The sequence below is a fragment of the Bradyrhizobium pachyrhizi genome, assembly GCF_001189245.1.
In the GTDB taxonomy this organism is placed as follows: domain Bacteria; phylum Pseudomonadota; class Alphaproteobacteria; order Rhizobiales; family Xanthobacteraceae; genus Bradyrhizobium; species Bradyrhizobium pachyrhizi.
On record NZ_LFIQ01000124.1, the window covers coordinates 17717 to 33323 of the forward strand.

Consider the following 15607-nt stretch of genomic DNA (forward strand, 5'->3'; position numbering starts at 1 on the left):
ATTCTTCCAGCGACGTTCTCCGACCAGCCCCCACCTCGGGCGGCTCGCCCCTCCATGCCCTTTATCTCGCGTGCGCGGCGCGACGTTGCTCCGCGTTCACCGCGAACGGCGCGAAGCGAGGAAATACTCCGCCCATCGCAGCAACTCGAAACGATCGCCCTTGACCAGCTCCTGTGCATCGCGGCGCCGGTAGAGCACCAGCATCCAGGGAGCGAGCTTGCGCAGCAAGCCATGCGCCATGTACTGCACCGGCTCGGAGAATGGCAGCGCCAGTTCGCTTTCCGGCACGCCCCGGACTGCGCGTGCCAATTCGCGGCCGAGCGGGATCGTCAGCGCGACGGCACGGCCGTTGCAGCCGGTCCAGCCATAGGCGTTGGGACCCAGCCGATGCATGCGCGGCAGGAAATCCGCGGTCATCCCGACATAGCCGTTCCAGACATAGTCGAAGGAGACCTCGCCGATTTGCGGCCACAGGCGCTGCAACCGCTCGGTCACCCGTGCCTTCAGCCGCCCGGTCCTGTCGCCCGGACCGAGCACAGCACCGCCGGTGACGAGGCGGTTGCGGGCGTCGTAGCGCGCGAAATACAGCTCGCCATGGGTATCCGACATCGCCTGCCGGCCGGGGATGATGGTCCTGCGGACATTGTCCGACAGAGGCTGCGTCGCCATCTGCCAGGACAGCACCGGCATCACCTCGGTCGCGATTTCGGGCACCAGTGATTTCGCGAACTCCCCGCTATAGGCATTGGTGGCGACCACCAGCGAGCGGCCGGAGATTTCACCCTTCTCGGTCTTCACCACCCAGCGATCGCCGCGGCGCTCGAAACTGAGTGCAGGCGAACGCGCATAGATCCGCGCACCGAGGCCGACCACGGTCCGCGCAAGGCCCCGCGCCAGCGCCAGCGGATTGACGTGACCGCCGGTCCTGTTCCAGAAGCCGCCGTACCACGCATCCGAGCCGAGCATGTCCTTGGTCTGATCGCGCGACAGCAACTCGACCGGCGCGCCGAATTTCGACCATTGCTGCACCCGCCGCTCCGCGATCCTGATGCGGCCCGGCGAATGCACCGGCTGCACCCAGCCGGCCTGCTCCTGCTCGGCCGCGATGTTGTAGCGCCTGACGACGTCGAACAGATCAGCGGCACTGTCGCGCAGCATCGCGACGAAGCGCTCGCCGGCCGCACCGTGCCTCGCGATGATGTCATCCGGATCGGGGCGTGACAGCGTCGGGATCACCTGGCCATTGTTGCGCCCGGAGGCGCCCCAGCCCGGTTCGGCGGCCTCGACGATCGCGACGTCGACACTGACCTCGCGCAGATGCAGCGCGGTCGATAGACCCGTGAAGCCGCCGCCGATGATCACGACATCAGCCTGCTGCGCGCCGGTCAGCTCGGGACAATCAGGGCCGGAGGGCGTCACTGCCGCCCAGAGCGAATTGGGCCAGCGCACGGCATTGCTGTTCATCATGATCCTTTCTTGCGGGCGCCCGGTCATTCTGGTTAGCTAATTCTACTCTCCTATTCCAGCCGGGAAGACAACAAGTGGCACTCAAGAACGTCATCGGAATCGATCACGCCGTGGTCATGGTGAAGGACCTCGACAAGGCCGCCGAGAACTACAAGCGGCTCGGCTTCACCGTGTCGCCGCGCGGCACCCATAGCGCGCATATGGGATCGGGCAATTACACCATCATGTTCGACCCCGACTACATGGAATTGCTCGGCGTGCTGACGCCGACCGAACACAATGCTCCGGCGCGCGCCTTCCTCGAGAAGCGCGGCGAAGGCATCGAACGCATCGCGTTCACCGCGGTGGATTCTGCGCTAGGTGCCGAGGAGATCCGCGCGCGCGGCTATGCGCCGATCGGGCCGACCGATTTCGAACGCCCGGTGACCTTGCCGAACGGCACGATCTCCGCGGCGAAATTCCGCACCTTCCAGTGGCCGACCGCCGAAGCGCCCGGCGGCGTCCGCATCTTCGCCTGCCAGCACAAGACCCGCGAGACGGTGTGGATTCCCGAATTGATGACGCACGCCAATGGGGCAAAACGCCTCAAGCAGGTGCTGATCGTCTCGCCCGATCCCGCAACCGATGCCGCGCATCTCTCCAGGATGATCGATATCGCCGTCAGGCACGATCCCGACGGTGCTGTTGCCGTGCCGTCCGGCGGCGACCGCGCCGACTTCGTGTTCCTGACCAGGGACCAGCTCGGCAAGCGCTATCCCGGCGTATCGCTCGACGGCCTGCCCGATCGCGGCGGCGCCGGCCTCGTGATCGCGGCCGATCTTGCCGCGACCGAAAAGGCGCTGGGCTCAGCCGGCGTGAAGAGCGGCAACAGCATCACCGTGCCGCCGGCTTCCGGCAACGGCACCCTGCTCGCTTTCGTCAAGGCATAGCTGCCATACCATGCGCGGCGCAGCGTTATGCAACGTCGCCGCGCATGTGGGACTAGGCACAGAAAGTTGAGGCGCTAGTATCTCTCCCAAACAAGAACCGTCCCAGGGGAGAGAAACATGTCGCATCACCTGATCTCGCGCCGGCAGATGCTGGCCGGCACCGCCGCGGCCGGCGCGGTTGGACTGACCGGATTTCCGGCCCGCGCCGACGTCAACTGGAAGAAATATTCCGGCACCACGCTCGAGGTGATCCTCGCCAAGGGGCCGCGCGGCGACAATCTGCAAAAATACATCAAGGAATTTACCGAGCTGACCGGCATCAAGGTCGAGTCGGAGCAGATCCCCGAGCAGCAGCAGCGCCAGAAATGCGTGATCGAGCTGTCCTCGGGCAAGCCGAGCTTCGACGTTGTGCACCTGAGCTATCACGTGCAGAAGCGGCAGTTCGAGAAGGCCGGCTGGCTCGCCGACATGTCGCCCTATCTCAAGGATCCGAGCATGACGCCGCCGGATCTCGTCGAGAGCGATTTCTCGGCGGCCGGGCTGCAATATGCCCGCAACGACAAGGGCCAGATGCTGTCGCTGCCGTGGTCGGTCGACTATTTCATCCTCTACTACAACAAGGAGCTGTTCCAGAAGAAGGGCGTCGAGGTCCCGAAGACGCTCGAGGAGATGGCAATCGCGGCCGAAAAGCTGACCGATCCGAAGGAAGGCATCTACGGCTTCGTCGGCCGCGGCCTGCGCAACGCCAACATGGCGATGTGGACCAACTTCTATCTGAACTATGGCGGCGAATTCCTCGATGCCAAGGGCAACATCCTGACCGACGGCCCCGAGGCGATCGAGGCCACCAAGCTCTATCAGCGGCTGCTGACGAAATGCGCGCCTCCCGGCGTCGCCGGCTTCAACTGGATGGAGTCGATGGCGTCCTTCACGCAGGGCAGGTCCGCGATGTGGATCGACGCCGACGGCTGGGCGCCGCCGCTGGAAGATCCCGCCGCCTCGCGCGTCGTCGGCAAGGTTGGCTACACGCTGGTGCCCGCCGGTCCCAAGGGCAAGTTCTCCTCGACCTATGGCGACGGCGTCGGTATCGCCGCGGCGAGCAAGAACAAGGAAGCCGCCTATCTGCTCTGCCAATGGGTGGTCTCGCGCGGACAGGGCGCGCGCCTGCTGCAGGCCGGCGGCGGCGTGCCGTTCCGCAACTCCATCGTCGACGATGCCGAAGTCGCCAAGGGCGTGAAGACCAAGGAATGGCTGCAGTCGGTGGTTGACTCCGCCAAGATTTCGAAGCTCGGCCTGCCCGTCATCATCCCGGTCGCCGAATTCCGCGACATCGTCGGCGCCGCGCTGACCGCGACGCTGTCGGGCGCCGACCCCGCCACCGAGCTGAAAAAAGCGCACGAGCAATTCCGCCCCATCCTGGAGCGTAGCGAAAAAGCGTGAGTGTGGTGACACAAGCTTCGCCGGCGGCGGCCGATAACGCCGCGCCGGCACGTGAATGGCGTCCGCCGTCCTACTGGCCGTTCGTGATCCCGGCGCTCGTCGTGGTGCTGGCGGTGATCATCTTTCCGTGGGTGTTCACGATCTGGATGAGCCTGCAGGAATGGAAGGTCGGTTCGCCGACCGTCTTCGTCGGGCTCGCCAACTATCTGCGGCTGCCGACCGATCCGCGCTTCGTCGAGGCGGTCGGGCACACGCTATCCTACACCGCGCTGTCGGTGCTGCTGCCACTGGTCTTCGGCACGCTGGCGGCGGTGGTGTTCCACCAGAAATTCGCGGCGCGCGGCTTCCTGCGCGGCATCTTCATCATGCCGATGATGGCCACTCCCGTGGCGATCGCGCTGGTGTGGACCATGATGTTCCACCCGCAGCTCGGCGTGCTCAACTATCTGCTGTCGCTGGTCGGGCTGCCGGCGCAGCTCTGGGTGTTCAACCCCGCGACGGTGATCCCCTCGCTGGTGCTGGTCGAGACCTGGCAATGGACGCCGCTGGTGATGCTGATCGTGCTCGGCGGCCTCGCCGCGATCCCGAACGAGCCTTACGAGAGTGCGCAGATCGACGGCGCCAATTTCTGGCAGGTGTTCCGCTTCATCACGCTGCCCCTGATCATGCCGTTCCTGTTCATCGCCGGCATGATCCGGATGATCGACGCGGTGAAAAGCTTCGACATCATCTTCGCGATCACGCAAGGAGGACCGGGCTCGGCCTCGGAGACCATCAACGTCTATCTCTACAGCGTCGCCTTCGTCTATTACGACCTCGGCTATGGCTCGGCGATCGCGGTGGTGTTCTTCCTCCTGATCGTGGCGCTGGCGGCGCTGCTGCTCTACTTGCGCAAGCGCCTGCTGTGGACCTCACAGCTCGGGAGCGAGGCATGAACCCGCGCTACATCCTCGGTCGGATCGGACTGTGGCTGTCGGTGTTCGTCATCGTCTCGCCGGCGATCCTGTTCTTCCTCTGGATGGCCTCCCTGTCGCTCAAGTTCGAGATCGACAACGCCTCCTATCCGCCGGTGTTCTTCCCGGAGCATATTGCCTGGAAGAACTATGCCGACGTATTCGCCTCCAACCGCTTCCTGACCTATTTCAGCAACAGCCTGATCGTGACCGGCTGCGCCACGGGACTTGCGATGCTGGTCGGCGTACCCGCCGGCTACGGCATCGCGCGGATGGCCGCGCATAAATCGGCGATCGTGATCCTGATCGCGCGCATCACGCCCGGCCTGTCGTATCTGATCCCGCTGTTCCTGCTGTTCCAATGGCTCGGCCTGCTCGGCACGCTGGTGCCGCAGATCATCATTCATCTGGTGGTCACGGTACCGATCGTGATCTGGATCATGATCGGCTATTTCGAGACCACGCCGCTGGAGTTGGAGGAAGCCGCGCTGATCGACGGCGCGACGCGCTGGCAGGTGTTCCGCCATGTCGCGCTGCCGATCGCGAGGCCCGGGCTCGCGGTCGCCTTCATCCTCGCGGTGATCTTCTCCTGGAACAACTTCGTGTTCGGCATCGTGCTGGCGGGGCGCGAGACCCGCACGCTGCCGGTCGCGGTCTACAACATGATCTCGTTCGATCAGCTGAGCTGGGGCCCGCTCGCCGCCGCCGCATTGATCGTGACCGCGCCGGTGCTGCTGCTCACCGTGATGGCGCAGCGGCAGATCGTCGCCGGGCTGACGGCGGGTGCGGTCAAAGGTGGCTAGTCCCCGAGCGCCTCCAGCACCGCGGCTGAATCAGCGACCCAACCAAAAATGCCGCCCTGGGCCTTGATCATCTTCAGGCCCATCTCGTGGAATTCCGGGAAATAGGACGCGCAGCCGTCTGAGATCACGACGCAGCGATAGCCGCGGTCATTGGCCTCGCGCACCGTGGTGTTGACGCAGACCTCGGTGGTGACGCCGCAGACCAGGAGATTCTCGATGCCGTATTTCTGCAGGATGTCACTGAGCTCGGTGGCGTAGAATGCGCCCTTGCCGGGCTTGTCGATCACGATCTCGCTGTCGAGGGGATAGAGCTCCGAAATGATGTCGTGGCCGGCCTCGCCGCGGATCAGGATCCGTCCCATCGGTCCGGGATCGCCGATCCGAAGCGACGGCGCACCGCGCTCGAGCTTCGCGGGCGGCGCGTCGGAGAGATCGGGCAGATGGCCCTCGCGGGTGTGGACCACGAGCAGCCCGGCGTCGCGCACCGCCGCGAGCACCGCGGCGATCGGCTTCACCGCGCGGGCGAGCTGGCTGACGTCATTGCCGAGCGTCTCGCCGAAGCCGCCGGGCTCCATGAAATCGCGCTGCATGTCGATGATGACGAGCGCGGTCCTGCTCCAGTCGAGCGTGATCGGCTCCGGCTCCGCCGCGATCGTACCGCTTGAATTCGCCATGACCCACGCCTTGAATGCGAGAAGACCCGCGCCTGGTTAAGCAAACCGCATGCCATGGCGCAACAATGGTGCTGGCATGATCGTTGCTAGCCTAAGGCAGGATCGAACGAAGCACCCAAGCGTCTCAAACAAGCGGGAGGACAGCATGAATGGACTTGGCGGTCTCAACAAATCACCCAACGGTGTGGTGATCGGGCTGGTGCAGCTACAGCTGGCCGTGGTTGCGACCAAGGCCGATCTGGCACGACAGACCGAGCGCATCGTCTGGATGGTCGGCAAGGCACGGCGCAATCTCGCCACCATGGATCTTGTCGTATTCCCGGAATACTCGTTGCACGGCCTCTCGATGGACATCAATCCGGAGATCATGTGCCGGCTCGACGGGCCCGAAGTCGCGGCTTTCAAGCAGGCCTGCATCGACAACAAGATCTGGGGCTGCTTCTCCATCATGGAGTTCAACCCGCACGGCAACCCCTACAATTCCGGCCTGATCATCGACGATCACGGCGATATCAAGCTGTACTACCGCAAATTCCATCCCTGGATTCCGGTCGAGCCGTGGGAGCCGGGCGATGTCGGCATTCCCGTGATCGACGGACCGAAGGGCGCGAAGCTCGCGCTGATCATCTGCCACGACGGCATGTTCCCGGAAATGGCCCGGGAGTGCGCCTACAAGGGCGCGGAGATCATGATCCGCACCGCGGGCTACACCGCGCCGATCCGCGACAGCTGGCGCTTCACCAACCAGGCCAACGCGTTCCAGAACCTGATGGTGACGGCCAATGTCTGCATGTGCGGCTCGGACGGGTCGTTCGACTCGATGGGCGAAGGCATGATCGTCAATTTCGACGGCAGCATCATCGCGCACGGGACCACGGGACGGGCCGACGAGATCATCACCGCCGAGGTGCGGCCCGACCTCGTGCGCGAGGCACGGATCAACTGGGGCGTCGAGAACAACATCTATCAGCTCTGGCACCGCGGCTATGTCGCGGTGAAGGGCGGTGCGATGGATTGCCCGTACACGTTCATGCAGGACATGGTGTCCGGCCGCTTCCGCCTGCCGTGGGAAGATCAGGTCAAGATCACCGACGGCACGTCCTGCGGCTTTGCTGCGCCGACACGGATGTTCGGCAAGACCGCGAAGGCCGCCGAGTAGCCGGCCCTTTGATGTGAGCATGATCTCTTCGGAAAACCGCTCCACACTTTTCCGGATCATGCTCTACTTGAAGAAATGCACTAGACCGATGCTCAAGGCCAGCAGCAACAACAGCGACAGCGTGACGGCCGCCGTCACCCGGCCGCCGACCGTCGAGAGCACCCGCACATCGACGCCGAGCCCGAGGGCTGCCATCGAGACGACGGTGAGGATCGCCGCCGTCTTGGTCACCGGCGCGATCGCGATGTCAGGCACGAGCTGGAACGAGCGCAGCGCGGCCAGCACCAGGAAGCCGATGATGAACCAGGGCACCAGCTTGAACGGGCTGATCGAGGCGGCCTTTGAAGTGCCCTCGCTGGCGGCGCCGGCCTTGCGCCGCCGCGCCACCAGCAGCGAGAGGCCGATCACGATCGGGCCCAGCATCAATACCCGCACCAGCTTGACCAGCGTGCCGATCTGGGTCGAGACGATGCCCGCCGGCACGGTCGCCGCCAGCACCTGCGGCACGGCATAGACGGTGAGGCCGGCGAGGATGCCGTATTGCGTCGCCGTCAGCTTGAGCAGCGGGATCAGCAGCGGCAGGCCGAGCACCATCAGCACGCCGAGAATGGCGGTGAACGAGATCGACGAGGCGATGTCGTCGCCATCGGCCTCGATCACCGGCGCCACCGCCGCGATCGCCGAGTTGCCGCAGATCGAATTGCCGCAGGCGATCAGGATCGCGAGTTTGGTCTTGAGCCCGAGCATCCGGCTGAGGCCATAGCTCACCGCCAGCATGATCACGACGGTCACCGCGATGGCGCCGATCAGGAGCCCGCCCGACGCCACGATCGCGGCAAAGCTGATGGAGGCGCCGAGCAGCATCACCGCGACCTCAAGCAGCTGCTTGGCGCTGAAGGCAATGCCCGATCGCCAGCGCGCCGACGGCTCCCAGGCGGTGCGCACCGCCATGCCGAGCAGGATCGCGACGACGAGGGCCTCGATATAGGGATGGTCGAAAACGCGCTCCTCGGCGGCCTGGATGCCGAGCGAGATGACGGTGACCGCCCCGCAGAGCAGAATCCCCGGAATGAGCTGGAATATGCGCCGCAGCGCCCCCTGCTTCTGCCCCTGGTCTTGTTCTTGTTCCGGCACAAAATCCTCTTTTCGGAGAAGATTTTATGCGCCAAGGCACACCTCTTGGCTAATATATTTTCGGACTGCCCCGATAGAGAGAAGTTATGTCCCTCAACCTGCATCTGCTCCGCCTGTTCGCGGCCGTGGCGAGGACCGGAAGTTTCTCCCGTGCCGCCGACCTCCTGCACATCAGCCAGCCCGCCATCTCCAAGGGCGTGCGGGATTTCGAGCTGCAGGTCGGCTGCCGGCTGCTCGACCGCACGCCGAAGGGGGTGCGGCCGACCCGGGAGGGCGCGGCGCTGGCGCGGCACGCCGAGACCCTGTTCGCGGCCGAACGCGCCGCCGAGGACGAATTGCAGGCGCTGCGCAATCTCGACAGCGGCTCGCTGCGGATCGGCGCCAGCACCACGATCGCGACCTACATGATCCCGGAATATCTCGGTGTGTTCCACCGCGCCTTTCCCGGCATCGATCTGCACGTCGTGAGCGCCAACACCAGCGATATCGCCACGCTGATGCTGGGGCACGAGATCGAGATCGCGCTGGTCGAGGGGCCGGTCGAGGACGAGAATTTGATCAGCGAAGCCTGGCGTACCGACGTGATGGCGCTGATCGCAGGTCCGGATCATCGCTTCGCGGCGGTCCAGGGGCCGATCGACATCCGGTCGCTGAACGACGAGATCCTGATCGTGCGGGAGCCCGGCTCAGGCACGCGCGAGGTGGTCGCGCAGGCGCTGGCTGCCCACCACGTCGAGCCGCAGCGCACGCTCGAGATCGGCAGCACCGAGGCGATCAAGCAGGCGGTGGCGGCCGGCGTCGGCGTCGCCATCGTGTCGGTCGCAACGATCGACGATCAGGTGAAGCTGGGAAAGCTGAAGGTGATCCCGATCAAGGGCATCCATATCGAGCGCACGCTCTGGCAGCTGAAATCGCCCGGCCGGCTGGACGTGCCGGCGGCGGTGGCGTTCGAGGGGATCATTCGGGAAGCACAAAGGGCCAGGACGGCCCCGCGCGGACCTGCGGCTAGAGCGCGGCGAACAGACCCTGCGCCCAGGCAACGGCATGCTCGAAGCTGAACACGCCGGGCTCGAAATAGACGGCCCGTGCCAGCACGATGCCGACCACCAGCACCCAGAACACGCTGGTGCCCGCGGTCTTCAGCCATTTCGACACGCCCTCGCTCGCGATCGAAGGATCGACCGCGGGGACCGGCTCGCCGAAGGGATCGAATGCGGATTGGCTCATCGTCGTAACCATCAGGAATACCCTGAGAATGTCGCGACGACGGGGGCGGAAGCAAGGGTAGTGGAATGCCTTTTGCGGCGGTGACTTGGAAGGACGTTTTCCGGCTCGAAAGCGGGGGAGCATTTCCTTCTCAACGCCCCCTGTGGGCATCAACTATCGGTCACGCGCCGCGGCGCCACGCGTGGCAGCGTGATCCGCATGCGTGTCCCCATGCCCGGCGCACTGTCGAGATTGAGCTCTCCGCCCAGCCGGTTCGTGACGATGTTATGAACGATATGGAGACCGAGCCCGATGCGGCCGATATCGCGGCGCGTGGTGAAGAATGGATCGAAGGCCTGCCGCAGCACGTCGTCGTCCATCCCGCAACCGTTGTCGGCGAACAGGATCTCGACCTGATCCGCGCCTGAGGCGCGCAGCCGGATCGTGATCATGCCGCCCTTGCCGTCCGGAAACGCGTGCGCCACCGAATTGACGAACAGGTTGGTCAGCACCTGGCCGTAAGGGCCGGGATAGCTGTTCATGGCAAGACCGGGCGGGCAATCGACCTCAAGCGCGAGGTTGTTCTTCGGCAAGGCCGGACGCAGGCTCGAGAGAACCTGCTCGGTCACCGCGCCGAGATCGAACTGGCTCCGGTCGAAGTAGCTGCGATCGACGGCCACCTGCTTAAACGATTGCACCAGGTCCGCCGCGCGCTTGAGGTTGCCGACCAGCAGCGACGAGGCGCTTTCGACGACCTCGATGAAATCGCTCAGGCTGGATCGCTTCAGCTTGCCGCGCGCGGCCTCGGCAGCGAAGTCGGCGCATTTCTGCTCCAGCACCGAGGCGACGGTGAGACTGGTGCCGACCGGACTGTTGATCTCGTGCGCGACGCCGGCCACCAGCCGGCCGAGCGCCGCGAGCTTTTCCGCCTCGATCAGCGACGCCTGGGTCTCCTGCAGATGGTGCAAGGCCTTCTCGGCGGCGTCGCGCGCGGCGCGGATCTCGCGTTCGCTGCGCTTGCGATCGGTGATCTCTTCGGCCGCAACGTTGACGCCGACGATGCTCCCGTTCGGTTCGCGCTGCGGATGCCAATGCGTGATCCAGCATCGCTCGTCATTGTGGCCGGGGCGCTGGCCGTAAACCTCCACGTCGGTGACGGGCTCTCCGGTCTCCATGATCGATTGAACGATACCTTCGACGGCCGAAGCCAGTGCGGGCACGCAATCGTGCACCGTACGCCCGAGGTGACCTTCGACCGAAATGCCGCAGATCTCGGTGAGACGCTGGTTGATCTGAAGGTAACGGCAATCGGGAGAGAGATAGGCAAGCCCGATCGGCGCCGTGTCATAGATCAGCTGCAGCGCCGGTTGCTTTGGGAACTGAACGTCCTGGACGGACGACCTCATGTTCACTACCCCCCGTTGCGTCAAGTCTAGCGCTTCGCGCCCGACCCGCAAATAGGCCAGCTGAGCCGGAAACGGTGGTCTGATCTGTCCGGATTAGGCACGAGGGGGCGCAGCGGCCCCTGGACCGGTGCCTGCGGCGTGCTGACGCAACGTGGACAGCAAGCGCTCCTCGGCCAAGGCCTGCGAAGCGCGCAATTTTAGCTATTCACTAAACCGTGCGGACGAAAATTCTCGACGAAGCGCAGCAGCGCCCGCGCGCCAGTGTCGGCATCGGCGAGCTCGACATGCTCGGCCGGATTGTGGCTGATCCCGCCGCGGCAGCGCACGAAGATCATGCCGATATCGGCGACATCGACCATCGCCATCCCGTCATGCCCCGCCCCGCTCGGCAGCTCGAACGCGGCATAGCCCTCGGCCGCGACCGCCTCGGCGATCTGGGACTTCAGCCATGGCGCGCAGGGCACGCTGCGGTTCTCGTGAGTGACGTCGATCTGCAAGGCGAGGTCGCGGCGTTTTGCGATCGCCTCGATCTGCCGCACGATGTCGGCGACGGCGCGCTTGCGATGCATGTCGTTCTGCGAGCGGATATCCATGGTGAAGGACACCTTGCCCGGGATCACATTGGTGGCGCCCGGCATCGCGTTGACATAGCCGACGGTGCCGACGAGGCCTTGTTCGTCGGACCTGCAAAACTGTTCGATCGCAACGATGCATTCGGCAGCGCCCGCCAGCGCATCGCGCCGCAGCTTCATCGGCACCGTGCCGGCATGGCCGGCGACGCCGGTGAGGCTGGCGGCCAGCCGGGTCGCGCCCGAAATCGCGGTGACGACGCCGACCGGCAGCGCCTTCTCTTCCAGCACGGGGCCCTGCTCGATGTGCAGCTCGACATAGCCGAGCAGCTCGCGGCGGGCGCGCGCCGCCTTGCCGATATGATCGGGATCGAGCCCGAACTGGATCAGCGCATCGCGCATCGACGTGCCGGCGCGGTCGCGCGTGTTGAGCACACTCTCGTCGAAGGTGCCGGCGACCGCGCGGCTGCCGAGCAGGGTCGAGGCAAAGCGCACACCCTCCTCGTCAGCAAAGCCCACGATCTCGATCGCAAACGGCAATCGCCTGCCGCGCCGGTTCAGATCGGCGACGCAGGCGATCGCGGTGATGACGCCGAGCGGGCCGTCCCATCTGCCGGCGTCGCGCACGGTGTCGTAATGCGAACCGAGCATCAGCGCAGGCAGCCCCGGCCGCTCGCCCTCATAGCGGCCGCAGACATTGCCGATGGCATCAAGATGCGCGCTCATGCCGGCCTCGCGCATCCAGGACAGGATGAGATCGGCCGCCTTGCGATGCTCGTCGGTGAGGAAGATTCGCGCCAGATGCTCCGGCGTCTCGGAGATCGACGCGAGCTGATCGATCCGCGCCACGATCTCTTCGCCAAGGGAAGACGATTTCGATGACGGTTTTATCTCGCTCATGCTGTTTCCCATCAGTCCAACGCGGCCGCCGGAGCTCGCTTCACTCGTAGCAGGCCCGATCCGATTCACCAGCCGGCAATTGGCGCGTCGTGCCCAGGCCCCGCCCGGGCTCGCACCGGCTGTCCGGCGGTTAGCGACTGCTTAACGGCATTGCATACAACAGCGATCGATCGCTCATAAAATAGGCAAGCCGATCTCAATCAGCTTCCGAGCTTTCTGGGACCAATCACCATTCTCACGTACATTCAATCATTTACGGAGGACTGATCGCCAAACATGCTCTGGCATGAAGCTTGCGACACTTCCCCCAAGCTCCGCCGTCAGGCGGTTGCGACAGGGACAGGCGGGCCGGACCCGCCGGAGGGAGCGAGCGATGGATTTTGGCAGGATTTCAAGAAGGCATTTATTGCAGGGGAGCGCCGCACTGGCGCTCGGCAGCACGCTCGGCATTCGTGGCGCGGCGGCAGCGGAAACCACGATCGGCTTCATCTATGTCGGGTCGCGCGACGACTACGGCTACAACCAGGCCCACGCCCAGGGCGCGGCGGCGGTGAAGAAGCTTCCCGGCATCAAGGTCGTCGAGGAAGAGAAGGTGCCGGAGACCGATGCAGTCGAGAAGACCATCGAGTCCATGATCAATCTCGACGGCGCCACGCTCATGTTCCCGACCTCGTTCGGCTACTACAACCCGCACGTCCTCAAGATGGCGGGCAAGTTTCCAAAACTGCGCTTCGAGCATTGCGGCGGCCTGTGGTCCGACAAGGACCCGAAGAACGCCGGCAGCTATTTCGGCTATATCGACGAGGCGCAATACGTCTCCGGCATCGTCGCCGGCTATTCGACCAAGAGCGGCAAGCTCGGCTTCGTCGCCGCCAAGCCGATCCCGCAGGTGCTGCGAAACATCAACGCGTTCACGCTCGGCGCCCGGCTCGCCAATCCGAAGGCGACCACGCAGGTGATCTTCACCGGCGACTGGTCGATGCCGGTCAAGGAAGCCGAGGCGACCAACAGCCTGATCGACCAGGGCGTCGACGTGCTGACCTGCCATGTCGACGGACCGAAGACCATGGTCGAGAACGCCGCGCGCCGCGGCGCGCTTGTATGCGGCTATCACGTCAACCAGTCGCCGCTGGCGCCGAAGGCCTATCTCACCGGCGCCGAGTGGAATTGGGAGGCGCTCTACCCGAAATTCGTCAAGATGATCACCGCGGGCGAAGCGATCCCGAACTTCTATCGCGGCGGCCTCAAGGAAGAGATCGTCAAGGTGTCGCCCTATGGCGAGATGGTGTCGGCGGAAGCACGCAAGCACGCCGACGACGTCAAGGCCAAGTTCATGTCCGGCGAGTTTACGATCTTCAAGGGCCCGCTGGTCGACAACAAGGGCAAGACGGTGATCGCGTCCGGCACCGATCGCGGCCAGCAGGATCCCGAACTCGAGAAGATGGACTATCTCGTCGAGGGCGTGATCGGAGCCACCGCGTGACGACCGAGACGGCGGAATCGGTGGAGGCGGCCGGCATCGCTCCGGCCGCCGATCCCGGATTCCTCCAGCGCCACGGCGCGCGCATCGAATACATCGTGATCCCGGGCGCGGCGCTGGTCGGCGCGCTCGCGGTGTTCGGCGGCTTTGTCGCGCTCTACGGCAAGAACCCGCTCGATCTGTATTTCTACATGTATTACGGCGCGTTCGGCACCGCCTTCTCCTGGCAGAACACGCTGACCCGCGCCGCGCCGCTGATCCTGACCGCGCTGTGCACGGCGCTGCCGGCGCAGCTCGGCATGGTGATCATCGGCGGCGAAGGCGCGCTGCTGATCGGCGCGCTGTCGGCGACCGCGGCGGCGCTGGCGCTGCAAGGCGCGGCGCCGACCGTGGTGCAGATCGCCATGGTGATCGCGGGCATGATCGGCGGCGGCCTCTGGATCACGCTGTCGGGCGGCCTGCGGCAATATCGCGGGGTCAACGAGACGATCTCGAGCCTGCTGCTGGTCTATATCGCGCTTGCCGTCCTCAACCATCTGGTCGAGGGGCCGATGCGCGATCCGGCGAGCCTCAACAAGCCGTCGACGCGCGAGATCGGCGCCGCCAACATGATCGGCACCATTCCCGGCACCGACGTGCATTGGGGCCTGGCGTTCGGCCTCGTCGCGGCCGTTGCCGCCTACATCCTGATCTATCACACCACCTTCGGCTTCGCCGCGCGCGTTGCCGGCGGCAACATCCGGGCGGCCAAGATCGTGGGCCTCAGTGTCGGCAAGCTGATCCTGACCGTCTGCTTCCTCGCCGGCAGCTGCGCCGGGCTTGCCGGCATGATCGAGGTCGCGGCGGTGCAGGGACGCACCAACGCCAATCTTGCGGCGGGCTACGGCTTCACCGGCATCCTCGTCGCGTTCCTGGCGCGGCAGAATCCGCTGGCGATCATTCCAGTGGCGATCCTGCTCGGCGGCATCTCGGCCTCCGGCGGCCTGTTGCAGCGGCGGCTCGGCCTGCCCGACGCTTCGGTGCTGGTGCTGCAAGGCATCATCTTCGTGTTCGTGCTGGCGAGCGACGCGCTCTACGGGCGCATCGGCTTCCTGAAGGGAAAGTCCTGACATGGCGGACGCATCGCTCGGGCTCTGGACCGTTCCGCTCGCCGTATTCGGCGGCGCCATCCGCGTCTCGACGCCGTTCCTGTTCGTCAGCCTCGGCGAATGCATCACCGAGCGGTCCGGCCGCATCAATCTCGGCCTCGAGGGCACGCTGGTGATGGGCGCGATGAGCGCCTATGGCATCTCCTACCTGTCGGGCTCGCCGTGGTTAGGGGTGCTCGCGGCCGGAATCACCGGTGCCCTGTTCGGCGCGCTGCATGCCGGCATCTGCTCGCTGCCGCGGGTCAACGACATCGCGGTCGGCATCGCGCTGATGCTGCTCGGCACCGGGCTCGCGTTCTTCCTCGGCAAGCCGCTGATCGAGCCGACCGCGGCCCGGCT

At 65.2% G+C, this 15607-nt stretch carries 15 protein-coding genes; 9 read left to right on the forward strand and 6 right to left on the reverse strand.

Annotated features, from left to right (window positions below; translation table 11 throughout):
- Nucleotides 1-96 precede the first annotated feature (96 nt).
- On the reverse strand, nt 97-1464 hold the full coding sequence (locus tag AKL29_RS38540) for an NAD(P)/FAD-dependent oxidoreductase (protein ID WP_050387951.1): 1368 nt from the start codon (nt 1462-1464) through the stop codon (nt 97-99).
- Between the two features lie 77 nt (nt 1465-1541).
- On the opposite strand from AKL29_RS38540, the gene AKL29_RS38545 reads away from it, so the two are divergent.
- The 4 genes from AKL29_RS38545 (at nt 1542) to AKL29_RS38560 (ending at nt 5592) form a co-directional block, all read left to right on the forward strand.
- Complete coding sequence (locus tag AKL29_RS38545) at nt 1542-2396, forward strand: VOC family protein (protein ID WP_050387783.1); 855 nt, start codon at nt 1542-1544, stop codon at nt 2394-2396.
- A gap of 117 nt (nt 2397-2513) precedes the next feature.
- Nucleotides 2514-3836, forward strand: coding sequence for an ABC transporter substrate-binding protein (locus AKL29_RS38550; RefSeq protein ID WP_028334427.1), 1323 nt, complete (start codon nt 2514-2516; stop codon nt 3834-3836).
- Nucleotides 3833-4771 carry a carbohydrate ABC transporter permease gene (locus AKL29_RS38555; RefSeq protein WP_050387784.1) on the forward strand — a complete coding sequence of 313 codons (939 nt, stop codon included), beginning with the start codon at nt 3833-3835 and terminating at the stop codon, nt 4769-4771. The genes AKL29_RS38550 and AKL29_RS38555 overlap by 4 nt, the downstream gene beginning before the upstream one ends.
- Complete coding sequence (locus AKL29_RS38560) at nt 4768-5592, forward strand: carbohydrate ABC transporter permease (protein WP_028334429.1); 825 nt, start codon at nt 4768-4770, stop codon at nt 5590-5592. Before AKL29_RS38555 ends, AKL29_RS38560 begins: the two co-directional genes overlap by 4 nt.
- Here the strand turns inward: AKL29_RS38560 and AKL29_RS38565 are convergent.
- A complete protein-coding gene (locus AKL29_RS38565; RefSeq protein WP_028334430.1) occupies nt 5589-6266 on the reverse strand; it encodes a cysteine hydrolase family protein in 678 nt (225 codons plus the stop codon). The genes AKL29_RS38560 and AKL29_RS38565 overlap by 4 nt on opposite strands.
- Nucleotides 6267-6411: 145 nt before the next feature.
- Here AKL29_RS38565 and AKL29_RS38570 point away from each other — a divergent pair, with 145 nt between their 5' ends.
- On the forward strand, nt 6412-7425 hold the full coding sequence (locus tag AKL29_RS38570) for a formamidase (RefSeq protein ID WP_050387785.1): 1014 nt from the start codon (nt 6412-6414) through the stop codon (nt 7423-7425).
- A gap of 63 nt (nt 7426-7488) precedes the next feature.
- On the opposite strand, the gene AKL29_RS38575 is transcribed toward AKL29_RS38570, so the two are convergent.
- Nucleotides 7489-8559 (reverse strand): YeiH family protein, encoded by a 1071-nt coding sequence (locus AKL29_RS38575; protein ID WP_050387786.1) that lies wholly within the window; start codon nt 8557-8559, stop codon nt 7489-7491.
- Between the two features lie 86 nt (nt 8560-8645).
- On the opposite strand from AKL29_RS38575, the gene AKL29_RS38580 reads away from it, so the two are divergent.
- Complete coding sequence (locus AKL29_RS38580) at nt 8646-9617, forward strand: LysR family transcriptional regulator (protein ID WP_050387787.1); 972 nt, start codon at nt 8646-8648, stop codon at nt 9615-9617.
- Here the strand turns inward: AKL29_RS38580 and AKL29_RS38585 are convergent.
- The 3 genes from AKL29_RS38585 to AKL29_RS38595 form a co-directional block, all read right to left on the reverse strand.
- Nucleotides 9565-9786 (reverse strand): hypothetical protein, encoded by a 222-nt coding sequence (locus AKL29_RS38585; protein ID WP_038377517.1) that lies wholly within the window; start codon nt 9784-9786, stop codon nt 9565-9567. The two genes, AKL29_RS38580 and AKL29_RS38585, sit on opposite strands and share 53 nt — an antisense overlap.
- 149 nt (nt 9787-9935) lie before the next feature.
- On the reverse strand, nt 9936-11171 hold the full coding sequence (locus AKL29_RS38590; RefSeq protein ID WP_050387788.1) for an ATP-binding protein: 1236 nt from the start codon (nt 11169-11171) through the stop codon (nt 9936-9938).
- 197 nt (nt 11172-11368) lie between these two features.
- Nucleotides 11369-12640, reverse strand: a complete 1272-nt coding sequence (locus tag AKL29_RS38595) for an allantoate amidohydrolase (RefSeq protein WP_050387789.1) — start codon at nt 12638-12640, stop codon at nt 11369-11371.
- Nucleotides 12641-13013: 373 nt separating this feature from the next.
- On the opposite strand from AKL29_RS38595, the gene AKL29_RS38600 reads away from it, so the two are divergent.
- The 3 genes from AKL29_RS38600 to AKL29_RS46160 form a co-directional block, all read left to right on the forward strand.
- Complete coding sequence (locus AKL29_RS38600) at nt 13014-14123, forward strand: BMP family ABC transporter substrate-binding protein (RefSeq protein WP_050387790.1); 1110 nt, start codon at nt 13014-13016, stop codon at nt 14121-14123.
- Nucleotides 14120-15229, forward strand: coding sequence for an ABC transporter permease (locus tag AKL29_RS38605; protein WP_050387791.1), 1110 nt, complete (start codon nt 14120-14122; stop codon nt 15227-15229). The genes AKL29_RS38600 and AKL29_RS38605 overlap by 4 nt, the downstream gene beginning before the upstream one ends.
- Before the next feature lies 1 nt (nt 15230).
- Nucleotides 15231-15607, forward strand: a 377-nt coding sequence (locus AKL29_RS46160) for an ABC transporter permease subunit (protein ID WP_430648913.1), incomplete at its 3' end; no start/stop codon positions are given.

What these genes read in the sequence shown, in the direction of transcription:
- AKL29_RS38550 (WP_028334427.1), top strand. Translation starts at nt 2,514, where the DNA reads ATGTCGCATCACCTGATCTCGCGCCGGCAGATGCTGGCCGGCACCGCC.
- AKL29_RS38580 (WP_050387787.1), top strand. Translation starts at nt 8,646, where the DNA reads ATGTCCCTCAACCTGCATCTGCTCCGCCTGTTCGCGGCCGTGGCGAGG.
- AKL29_RS38590 (WP_050387788.1), bottom strand. Translation starts at nt 11,171, where the DNA reads ATGAGGTCGTCCGTCCAGGACGTTCAGTTCCCAAAGCAACCGGCGCTG.
- AKL29_RS38570 (WP_050387785.1), top strand. Translation starts at nt 6,412, where the DNA reads ATGAATGGACTTGGCGGTCTCAACAAATCACCCAACGGTGTGGTGATC.
- AKL29_RS38600 (WP_050387790.1), top strand. Translation starts at nt 13,014, where the DNA reads ATGGATTTTGGCAGGATTTCAAGAAGGCATTTATTGCAGGGGAGCGCC.
- AKL29_RS38585 (WP_038377517.1), bottom strand. Translation starts at nt 9,786, where the DNA reads ATGAGCCAATCCGCATTCGATCCCTTCGGCGAGCCGGTCCCCGCGGTC.
- AKL29_RS38540 (WP_050387951.1), bottom strand. Translation starts at nt 1,464, where the DNA reads ATGAACAGCAATGCCGTGCGCTGGCCCAATTCGCTCTGGGCGGCAGTG.
- AKL29_RS38565 (WP_028334430.1), bottom strand. Translation starts at nt 6,266, where the DNA reads ATGGCGAATTCAAGCGGTACGATCGCGGCGGAGCCGGAGCCGATCACG.
- AKL29_RS38595 (WP_050387789.1), bottom strand. Translation starts at nt 12,640, where the DNA reads ATGAGCGAGATAAAACCGTCATCGAAATCGTCTTCCCTTGGCGAAGAG.
- AKL29_RS38560 (WP_028334429.1), top strand. Translation starts at nt 4,768, where the DNA reads ATGAACCCGCGCTACATCCTCGGTCGGATCGGACTGTGGCTGTCGGTG.